This window comes from Paenarthrobacter sp. E2MeOHC11 (assembly GCF_058744955.1).
In genome coordinates, this window is the sequence record NZ_CP196673.1 from 768,879 (window position 1) to 778,558 (window position 9,680).

Genomic DNA, 9,680 nt, shown 5'->3' on the forward strand with positions numbered 1-9,680 from the left:
GGGGCGGCCGCCGTCGTGCGTGAACCAGTCGTGCGTGAACTACTTGGCGTCAGCAGTGACCGGAGTCTTGACTTCTTCGGCAACAGGCTTGGCTTCTACAGGAGCCGGAGCGGCAGCGGGCTTGGGAGCCGGCGTCGCTGCGGCCACGAAGGCACCGCGCGGGTTGTCGAGATCGATCAGCTGCGTGGTGTCGCGGCCTGCGAAGAAGGCCAGGATCCAGCCGAAGACAACGCGGAACTTGCGCTCAACCGTGGGCATGGCCATGCCGTGGTAACCGCGGTGCGCCAACCAGGCGAGGCCGCCCTTGAGGCCGATGCGGCCGAGCAGGTTGATATTGGCAACACCCTTCCACTCGCCGAAGCCGGCAACAGCACCAAGGTTCTTGTGCTTGTAGTCGTGCAGCGGCTTGTCCCAGCGTGAAGCCCACAGGTTCTTGGCGAGCTTCTTGGCCTGACGAAGAGCGTGCTGGGCGTTGGGGACGCAGGTACCGTCCGGCAGGCCCTTGCCCGTAAGGTCCGGAACAGCGGCGATGTCGCCGGCTGCCCAGGCGTTCTCCACGATGCCTTCGTCGCCTGCGATGCGCAGGTCCGGGAGGACGCGGACGCGGCCACGCGGTTCCAGCGGGAAGTCGGTGGAGCGGATCATCGGGTTGGCCTGCACGCCGGCAGCCCAAACCAGGGTGTCTGCTTCAACTTCCTGCGCCGGGGTCTTGTCCGGGAGGTTGATCAGTTTGAGGTTGCCCTCGGCGCTGTCAAGGGAGGTGTTCAGGAGTACTTCGATGCCGCGGCTGCGGAGGTGCTCCACAACCCATTCGGCCTGCGAAGCGGTGACCTCGGGCATGATGCGGCCCATGGCTTCGACGAGGATGAAGCGGACTTCTTCCTGGCGGATGCGCGGGTTGTTGCGGACTGCGGCGCGGGCGAGGTCTTCCATTTCGGTGAGGCACTCGATGCCGGCAAAGCCGCCACCGACAACCACGAAGGTCAGTGCCTTGGCGCGTTCCGCCGGGTCCGTCATGGTGGAAGCGGCTTCAATGCGCTCCAGGACCTTGTTGCGCAGTGCAACGGCTTCCTCGATGGTCTTCAGGCCGATGCCCTTGTCCGCGAGGCCCTTGATGGGGAAGGTACGGGTGATGGCGCCGGCTGCGATGACAACGTCGAAGTACGGGATTTCGAAGTTCTCGCCGCCATCGGACGGTGCGATGACCGCAGTCCGGTTGGCGTGGTCGATGCTGGTGACGCGGCCCTGGATGAGCTCAGTCTGCTTCAGGTGCTGGCGGTGGGAGACGACGGCGTGGCGTGCCTCGATGTTGCCACCGGCCACCTCCGGAAGGAAGGGCTGGTAGGTCATGTACGGCAGTGGATCAACGACGGTGACGATGCCGCCCGCGTTCGCGATCTTCTTCTGCAGTTTGAGGGCTACGTACAGGCCGACGTAACCGCCGCCGACGACGAGGACCCGGGGACGGTCAATGAGCTCAGGGGTGGTTGCCATGAATCCAGAGTACAGTACTTTGTGAAAATCTTCACTAACTACTTCCTGGCGGGCGGATCCACCTTCAAAAGAGCACCCGTTTCGGCTTCTTCGGGAACAGCCGGAGGGTTCCTGGAGACCTTGCGCAGTTGGATCGCAGCACCCGTCACGAGGGCGATGAACAGCGCTCCAAAGCCAAGCACGACGGCGGCAGGGAGGGCGTCATCGACGGTCGCCGGCGTCTTCGCAGCGGGAACGGTCGGGTCGGCCAGCGTGGGCGCTGCGCTGGTGGGGCTCGCGACCGGCGCCTGCGATGGCGTGCTGAAGTCGCCCCGGCGGTGGACACGGATCCAGTCGGCGATGGAACCAAGGGGGTTGCTGCTGGCCGTCGGTACCTCACTCTTCAACGCTGCCTCGGCATTCAGGATGCCGTAGCCGTACAGCGGATCCTTGCCCGGAGCTCCCGCATCCTTTGCGGTGGTGACAATCCTGTTGATGACCTGGGTGGCGCTCATCTCCGGCCACTTGGACCGGATGAGGGCAGCAACACCGGAAACGATGGGGGCCGCGCCGGAGGTGCCTGCCCATTCGGCGTACCCACCTCCAGGAATGCCGCCCACCAGGTTCTCGGCCGGTGCCGCCACGCCAATGCTGATGCCCTGCGACGAGGAATCCACGCTGGCGCGCCCCTCGCCGTCGAGCCCGGCGACCGTCAGGACACCGGGAATGGTCGCCGGGGCCCCGACCTGCACGTTACCGCCCACGCGGTTGCCCGCCGCAGCAACGATCACCACATCCTTCTGCTCGGCGTAGAGGAATGCCGCGTCCCAGCTCTGCGGCCAGTCCGGCGAGGTACTGCCGAGCGAGATGTTGATGACCTTGGCGCCGTTGTCCACTGCCCATCGCACAGCATCCGGAATCTGTTCCTGATCTGTTTTGCCACCAGGATTGGGTGACCCGAGCCAGGTTGAAACTGCAAGGATTTCAGCTTCAGGCGCGACGCCGGTGATCCCGTCCGGTCCCCCGGCAGGCGGGACAGTCGGTGGTCCGGGCGGACTCGCCGAAGCACTCGGTGACGGCGATGCCGTGGGGGTCGTATGACCGCGCCCGGCGAGCATCGTGGCAACCAGGGTCCCATGCTCGGTCTTGGCGCCGATGCTCTTCTGCCCGTTGGGTGCCCCGGCTCCCGAGACATCGGTTCCGCCGACCACCACGCCTTTGAGGTCCGGGTGGTTCCCGTCAATGCCGCTATCGATGATGGCAACCTTGACTCCCGCGCCCTTGGAAACCTGCCAGGCGTTGGTAACACCGGATTCCTTAAGCCAGAACTCTTTGTCCCGCCACGCGTCAGCGGTAGCGGCAGGAGCGGTCAACAATGCACCCGCCAGCGCCCCGCCTGCCAGTGCTGTGGCAAGGGCAGCGGAGACGGTGCGGCGAAAACGCAACGTCATTCGGCGTCCCGGATGCTCAGTGCGATGCCGTCCAGGATGTCGTGCTCACTGGAGACGGCAGTAGTGATCCTGCCGTCGCTGACGCTGGCCAAGCGGTCCAGGATCCGGCGCCACACCAAGGCGCCCGCGCCAATGACGTCCACGCGGCCGGGATGCATGTAGGGAAGCCTGGCGCGCTCCTCCCGCGTCATTTCCAGCAGGTTGGTGCAGGCATCACTGATGGTCTCAAGATCCAGTGACGCACCATGGATCCGGTCCGGCTGGTATTCGCTCAAGCCGAGCGCGTGCGCCGTAATCGTAGTGATGGAACCGGCCACGCCCACCACAGCTGTGGCGCGGTCAAGCGGCACCGCCTGCGCGGCAAGGTCCAGTGCGGCATCGACGTCGGCCTCGGCTGCGGCGATTTGCGCTTGCGTGGGCGGATCGCTGCGAAGGTGACGTTCAGTAAGCCTCACACAGCCGATATCCACCGAGCGGGCCGCGATCACACCGTCGGCGTCGCCCAGGACGAACTCGGTGCTGCCACCGCCGAGGTCCACCACGAGGATGGGGTCCTGTCCCGTCGCCGGCAGGACGCTGCTGGCACCGGCAAATGACAGCGCGGCTTCTTCTTCACCGGAAATCACCTCCGGTTCCACACCCAGGAGGTCCCGGATGCCGTCCACGAAGACCTGGCGGTTGCGGGCGTCACGGGTGGCTGACGTCGCGGCGAAACGGACCCGCCCGGCGCCGTGCACCTTGATGAGTTCGGCGTAGTCACGTGTTGCAGCGAACGTACGTTCCAGGGCCTCGGGGGCAAGTTCGCCCGTGGCATCAACGCCCTGGCCCAGGCGAACCACCCGCATTTCACGGACGACGTCAGCCAAGGGGCCCGATGCCCGGCCGGCCGAAGCATCGGCGATGAGGAGGCGGATCGAGTTGGTTCCGCAGTCGATCGCTGCCACGCGGCTCATGCAGTGCCTTCCTGGTGGCCTGACATGTCCGTCTTCGATTTCCGCACCGGCGCAGGGCGTCCAACGATGTCCGGCAATCCCTGCGGGCCGTGCCGGCTCAGGTCGCGCGAAGGAGCCTCTCCCGCTGTGTCCCAGGCGCCGTCGCAGTAGCAGCGGTCCTTGGTCCACCATTCGGTGATGGACTCCAGGGCCTCGTCCCCCAACGGGTTGACGCCCGGCCCTGCGGCCAACGAGTGGCCAACCAGGACATGCAGGCACTTCACGCGGGTGGGCATGCCACCGGCGGAGATGCCGTCAATTTCGGGCACCGCACCGGTCCCGGAGCGGTCGGCGATGTCGTTCCGGGCCTGAAGATAGGCCTCGTGGGCGCTTTGGTAGGTGCCCGCCAACTCTTGGTCAGCGGCCAGCCGGTCATTCATCTCGTTCATCAAGCCGCCCGCTTCCAGCCGCGACACCGCGGAGGTGATGACCGGGTGGGTCAGGTAGAACGTGGTGGGGAACGGTGTTCCGTTGCTGAGCCGTGGCGCAGTGGCCGCCACCAGCGGATTGCCGCAGACGCACCGTGCAGGGATCTCAACGACATCCCGGACCGGCCGGCCGAGCTGGCGGCTGAGGACCTCAAGATCGTGTGCTGATGGCTGGCGGGATTCCTGCGGCATGGCTGCCGTGTTCTCTTCCACTTGCGCTGCCAACCTTCCTGCCCTTGTTGCCGTGTCCATTGCGGACACGACGGCGGCGGGCACCGCGTCTAGTCAGTTGCCGATCGTCTGATTGACTCCCAGAGGGCATCGACCCAGGGCAGATTCTCCGGGTTGGCAGACGATCCGGAGCCGGTGCGGCCACCCGGCGTGCCGGCGGCTTCTTCTCCCCCAAACACCCAGTAACCCGTTTCACCCGGCATAACCATGTTAATGCGGTCGCGGGCCTGTTGTTTCACGTAGTTGGGGTCCTGCCACCGGGAAAGCTGTTTGTTCAGCTCGGTTTGCTCTGCTTTCCGGTCGGCAATCTCGGCCTCCAGCGCCGAAATTTCGGCGCGCTTCTCCAGGAAAATCTTCACCGTGGGGGCAAGCATGATGGTGATGGCTATCATCACGACCGCCAGCGCCAGCATCCTGCCGGAAAACGCCTTGGCTGGTACGGGATCGACGTCGCGATCGTCCTTGGCCGCGGGCTGCGGTTTGCTGGAGGCCTTGTCATTGGTCTTTGGGGTGGCCTTGGAGGTGGCCTTTCCAGCAGTGGACGCCGAGGGCTTCCTGCCCGTCGGAATCTTGCTGCCACCTGCCGGCGTCGACGGTTTTGGCGTGGATCGCGTGCCGCCGAACTCGGCTTTGATGACATCGCCGCCATCGGAACCAGGCTCGGTCGAACCTGTGCCGGCCGCACTCTTGGCTGCAGTCCGCGGACCAGCGCCGGCGGTCCGCGTTTCGCTGGATGGGCGGCCTGTACCGGAAGGGCCGCCAAGGGCGTCGGCCCTGGGTACCTTTGGACGACGGGTGGCCATGACACTCCTGTAATGCCCGGTGCTTGCCTGGCGGGTTGCTGCGCTTGCTGTTGCCGACCTGGCCCGCGTTAAACAGAACCGGTGGCCATGGTCATTCCACCATAGCCACCGGTTACGTGTTTTCGCTGAAGGCTAGCCCTTGAAACGCGGGAACGCGCTGCGGCCGGCGTAGCGTGCGGCGTCGTCGAGTTCTTCTTCGATGCGCAGCAGCTGGTTGTACTTTGCGACGCGCTCGGAGCGGGCCGGGGCACCGGTCTTGATCTGGCCCGCGTTGGTGGCAACGGCGATGTCAGCAATGGTGGTGTCCTCGGTTTCGCCGGAGCGGTGCGAGGTGATGGTGGTGTAGCCGGAACGCTGGGCCAGGGAAACGGCGTCGAGCGTCTCGGTCAGGGAACCGATCTGGTTGACCTTGACCAGCAGGGAGTTTGCCGTGGCAGCGTCGATGCCCTGCTGCAGGCGGACCGGGTTGGTGACGAAGAGGTCATCGCCCACCAGCTGGACCTTGTCACCGATGGTGTCGGTGAGGGTCTTCCAGCCTTCCCAGTCGTTCTCGTCCAGCGGGTCTTCAATGGAAACCAGCGGGTAGTCGGCAACGAGCTCAGCGTAGTAGGCGCTCATCTCGGTGGCGGAAAGTGCCTTGCCTTCGAACTGGTAGGCGCCGTCCTTGTAGAACTCGGACGATGCAACGTCCAGTGCCAGGGCGATGTCAGTACCCGGGGTGTAGCCGGCGTTCTTGATGGCTTCCTGGATCAGGTCCAGTGCAGCGCGGTTGGACGGCAGGTTGGGGGCAAAGCCACCTTCGTCGCCGAGGCCGGTGGAGAGGCCCTTTTCCTGGAGGACAGCCTTGAGGTTGTGGTAGACCTCAACACCCCAGCGCAGGCCTTCGGAGAAGGTCTCGGCACCGATCGGGGCGATCATGAATTCCTGGATGTCCACATCGGAGTCGGCGTGCGAGCCACCGTTGAGGATGTTCATCAGCGGAACGGGCAGGACGTGCGCGTTCGGGCCGCCCAGGTACTTGTACAGCGGCAGGTCAGCCGAAGCTGCGGCAGCGTTGGCAACGGCCAGGGAGACGCCGAGGATGGCGTTGGCGCCGAGCTTGCCCTTGTTGGGCGTGCCGTCGAGGTCAATCATGGCCTGGTCGATGCTGCGCTGGTCAGTGGCGTCGAAACCAATCAGGGCCGGGGAGATCTCGTCGATGACGGCGTCAACAGCCTTCTGGACACCCTTGCCGAGGTAACGGCCCTTGTCGCCGTCGCGAAGCTCAACGGCCTCGTGCTCGCCGGTGGAGGCACCGGAGGGAACTGCTGCACGGCCGATCTGGCCGTCGGAGAGCAGGACCTCAACTTCTACGGTCGGGTTTCCGCGGGAATCAAGGATCTCGCGTGCGTGGATGGCATCGATAAGCGCCATGGATGTGCTCCTTATGGGCAAATTACAGGAATGAGGAGGGAAATTCTCAACGTCCTCGTCGCTACTAGCGTAGTCGAGAGTGGCTTAGGTTACGGCACGGATTCCAACGGCTCACGTCATGAAGGCTTTGGTTGGCTGTTCTGAAACGATCGAACTGCCGAGCGGAGGGCCCGTTCGGCGTCGAATCCTTGTTCCCGGGCACCGGCAACGATGGCGAGCAGCAGCTCCCCGAGCGCCTCTTCCGAGGCCGGAATGACAGGAACTACGACGGCGGACATCGCGCCTTGTGCGTCGACGTCCAAGCCTGCGCGTACCGCACGATCCAAGGACTTCTGAGCCGCTGCCAACGCCGGAAGGTGCGGCGGAATGCCCTCAAAGGGATCTTTCCGCTCCGGCTTCTCCGCACGTTTGGCGGCGTCCCACGTGACGATGATTTCCTCGACACTGGCCGGGAAACTCTCCTGCAGGGAACCGTCCGCCTTGAAGACGTGCCCGTTCCGGCGGACCATCTTGGCGTTGATTCCGCGCGCCACGGCGTCAAAGTCGAAGCTGCCGCGCTCCTCGGCGAGCCGGGCATGAAGCACTACCTGTAGCAGCACATCGCCCAGCTCGCCGCGGAGCTCGCTGTCCCTCGCCGGGGAGTCACCGGCTTCTATCGAATCCACCACTTCGTAGGCTTCCTCGATCAGGTACTCCACCAGCGACTCGTGCGTCAGCGCACCCATCCAGGGGCAATGCTCACGCAGCGCGGCAACTGTCCCCAGCAGCTCCCCGACCCCGCAAGCCCGGCCGGGGACCCCCGCTGCCGTGGGCCCACCCATCAGGTCCGCGGGTCCGTCGGCGTTGTTAGCCGAGGTTGGCGTAGGCATCGTTGATGTACTCAACCAAGGCTTCACGCTCGTCCAGCGGCAGGAAGGCTGCTTCGGCAGCGTTGAGCGTCAGCTCGAGCAGGTCATCGAGGTCGTAGTCGAAGGTCTCCACGAGCAGTTCGAATTCGTCCGTCAGGGTGACGCCACTCATCAGGCGGTTGTCCGTGTTGATGGTGACGTTGAAGCCCAGCTGGAAGAGCATGTCCACCGGGTGGCTTTCGATGCCGTCGCCAAAACCGGAAATGGCACCGGTCTGGAGGTTGGACGACGGGCAGATTTCCAGGGCGATTCCGCGGTCGCGGACCCAAGCCGCAATGCTGCCGATGGTCACCATGCCGATGGTGTCTTCGCCGTCGTCGTCGGAGTTATCCTCAAACTCCACGCTGATGTCCTCGGCAATCCGTACGCCGTGGCCCAGGCGGAGGGCGCGGCCATCAACCAAGGCGGACTGGATGCTCTCCAAGCCCGCGGCTTCACCGGCGTGGACCGTGGCAGGGAAGTTGTTTTCAGCGAGGTAGGTGAAGGCTTCCTTGAAACGGGACGGCAGGAAGCCATCTTCGGCGCCCGCGATGTCAAAGCCGACCGCGCCGTTGGCGCGGTGGCGGACTGCGAGTTCGGCAATCTCCTGGCCACGGTCGGCGTGGCGCATGGCGGTGATGAGCTGGCCCACCTGGATCTGCTGGCCGCGCTCCTCGGCAGCGTCCACTCCGGCTTCGAGGCCGGTCTGGACGGCTTCTACAACGTCATCGAGGGTGAGGCCCTTCTGCAGGTGCTGCTCCGGCGCCCAGCGGACTTCGCCGTAAACCACGCCGTCCTCGGCGAGGTCTTCCACGAATTCCTTGGCGACCCTGAACAGGCCTTCCTTGGTCTGCATGACGGCAATGGTGTGGTCGAATGTCTCGAGGTAGCGCACCAGCGAGCCGGAGTCGGCGGACTCGCGGAACCATTCGCCCAGCGCCACGGGATCGGTGGACGGCAGCGTGTGGCCGACCTCCTCAGCAAGCTCGATGATGGTGGCGGGGCGTAGGCCTCCATCGAGGTGGTCGTGCAGGGAAACCTTGGGGAGGCTCTTCAAATCGAAGTCGAGGGCAGGGGCGGCGTCAAGTATGGGCTCAGTCACGTACTAACTGTAGGGGGACGGCAGGAGCTTAGCCAGCAGGCTTGGAGGCGTCGACGCCTGCAACGGCCTTCCGGACCGCATCCGACGCGTCTGATACGGGAGCATCCTCGCTGGGCACGTTTTCGCTGGGCACATCTTCGCTGAGGACATTTTCGCGGGGGGCTGTGCCTCGGGCGATATCCTTCTTTTCCAGGTACTTGTGCCACCAACGCAGGGCATGATCCACCACAATGCCCAGGACCACAGCGAAGGCAACCGCAATTCCTACGCCGAGGAGCGGGTTGTGGTGCACCCACTGACCCGCCAGCAGGCCAATGCCAATGGAGTAGGCCACCCAGGTAATGCAGGCGAACGCGTCCAGCCAGAAGAAGGTGCGGTGGCGAAAACCTGTTTGTCCGGCAACGTAGTTCACAGCCACGCGGCCCCACGGAATGTAGCGGGCCGTGAAAATCAACACTGCCCCGCGCTTGTCCAGCTCGTACTGCGCCCAGGCAAACATTTTCTGGACCTTGGGCCTGCGCATCCACTTCCAGCGGGTGAGGCCGATCTTCCGGCCGAGCATGTACGCCATATTGTCGCCCGCCATCGCGCCGACCAGCGCGGTGGCGCCCAGGATCCACAGGTTCGGTTCTCCGCTGTGAAGGGACAGCGCCGAGAGACCCACGATGGCTGTTTCGCTGGGAAGGATGGTGGCAAATCCGTCAATGAAGAAGAAGACCAGGAGGACCGGGTATATCCAGGGCTGCCCGGCTGCATGCTCGAGCATTTGGTTCAAAAACTCCACGCGGCGGTAGCTCCTAGGCGAATATGACTTGACAGTGTGACGGAAGTCGCTCTTAGTGTCCCATGGCCGGGACGTCGTTCGCTACGCCCCAGCCGAGGGATCACGCGTTTAACGCT

At 64.6% G+C, this 9,680-nt stretch carries 9 protein-coding genes; all 9 read right to left on the reverse strand.

Going from position 1 to position 9,680, the window contains the following annotated elements; translation table 11 throughout:
* Positions 1–39: 39 nt before the first annotated feature.
* The 9 genes from ACSSVG_RS03505 to ACSSVG_RS03545 all read right to left on the reverse strand — a co-directional run bounded on the left by ACSSVG_RS03505 (position 40) and on the right by ACSSVG_RS03545 (position 9,546).
* Positions 40–1,494: an NAD(P)/FAD-dependent oxidoreductase gene (locus ACSSVG_RS03505; protein ID WP_231342437.1), complete on the reverse strand. Its 1,455-nt coding sequence runs from the start codon at positions 1,492–1,494 to the stop codon at positions 40–42.
* A 38-nt stretch (positions 1,495–1,532) separates the two neighbouring features.
* On the reverse strand, positions 1,533–2,924 hold the full coding sequence (locus ACSSVG_RS03510; RefSeq protein WP_231342442.1) for a S8 family serine peptidase: 1,392 nt from the start codon (positions 2,922–2,924) through the stop codon (positions 1,533–1,535).
* A complete protein-coding gene (locus ACSSVG_RS03515) occupies positions 2,921–3,877 on the reverse strand; it encodes a Ppx/GppA phosphatase family protein (RefSeq protein WP_231342444.1) in 957 nt (318 codons plus the stop codon). The genes ACSSVG_RS03510 and ACSSVG_RS03515 overlap by 4 nt, the downstream gene beginning before the upstream one ends.
* A complete protein-coding gene (locus ACSSVG_RS03520) occupies positions 3,874–4,557 on the reverse strand; it encodes a DUF501 domain-containing protein (RefSeq protein ID WP_231342446.1) in 684 nt (227 codons plus the stop codon). Before ACSSVG_RS03520 ends, ACSSVG_RS03515 begins: the two co-directional genes overlap by 4 nt.
* A 68-nt stretch (positions 4,558–4,625) precedes the next feature.
* Positions 4,626–5,378, reverse strand: coding sequence for an FtsB family cell division protein (locus ACSSVG_RS03525; RefSeq protein ID WP_492417328.1), 753 nt, complete (start codon positions 5,376–5,378; stop codon positions 4,626–4,628).
* Positions 5,379–5,510: 132 nt separating this feature from the next.
* Positions 5,511–6,791 (reverse strand): phosphopyruvate hydratase, encoded by a 1,281-nt coding sequence (gene eno / locus ACSSVG_RS03530; protein WP_231342452.1) that lies wholly within the window; start codon positions 6,789–6,791, stop codon positions 5,511–5,513.
* Between the two features lie 116 nt (positions 6,792–6,907).
* Positions 6,908–7,516, reverse strand: a complete 609-nt coding sequence (locus tag ACSSVG_RS03535; RefSeq protein WP_492419128.1) for a MazG nucleotide pyrophosphohydrolase domain-containing protein — start codon at positions 7,514–7,516, stop codon at positions 6,908–6,910.
* 121 nt (positions 7,517–7,637) lie between these two features.
* The gene (locus ACSSVG_RS03540; RefSeq protein WP_231342455.1) at positions 7,638–8,780 is read right to left on the reverse strand and encodes an adenosine deaminase; all 1,143 of its coding nucleotides are present in this window, start codon (positions 8,778–8,780) and stop codon (positions 7,638–7,640) included.
* Between the two features lie 28 nt (positions 8,781–8,808).
* The gene (locus ACSSVG_RS03545; RefSeq protein WP_231342476.1) at positions 8,809–9,546 is read right to left on the reverse strand and encodes a DedA family protein; all 738 of its coding nucleotides are present in this window, start codon (positions 9,544–9,546) and stop codon (positions 8,809–8,811) included.
* Between the last annotated feature and the right edge of the window lie 134 nt (positions 9,547–9,680).

What these genes read in the sequence shown, in the direction of transcription:
- ACSSVG_RS03505 (WP_231342437.1), bottom strand. Translation starts at nt 1,494, where the DNA reads ATGGCAACCACCCCTGAGCTCATTGACCGTCCCCGGGTCCTCGTCGTC.
- ACSSVG_RS03510 (WP_231342442.1), bottom strand. Translation starts at nt 2,924, where the DNA reads ATGACGTTGCGTTTTCGCCGCACCGTCTCCGCTGCCCTTGCCACAGCA.
- ACSSVG_RS03515 (WP_231342444.1), bottom strand. Translation starts at nt 3,877, where the DNA reads ATGAGCCGCGTGGCAGCGATCGACTGCGGAACCAACTCGATCCGCCTC.
- ACSSVG_RS03525 (WP_492417328.1), bottom strand. Translation starts at nt 5,378, where the DNA reads ATGGCCACCCGTCGTCCAAAGGTACCCAGGGCCGACGCCCTTGGCGGC.
- eno (WP_231342452.1), bottom strand. Translation starts at nt 6,791, where the DNA reads ATGGCGCTTATCGATGCCATCCACGCACGCGAGATCCTTGATTCCCGC.
- ACSSVG_RS03535 (WP_492419128.1), bottom strand. Translation starts at nt 7,516, where the DNA reads ATGGGTGCGCTGACGCACGAGTCGCTGGTGGAGTACCTGATCGAGGAA.
- ACSSVG_RS03545 (WP_231342476.1), bottom strand. Translation starts at nt 9,546, where the DNA reads ATGCTCGAGCATGCAGCCGGGCAGCCCTGGATATACCCGGTCCTCCTG.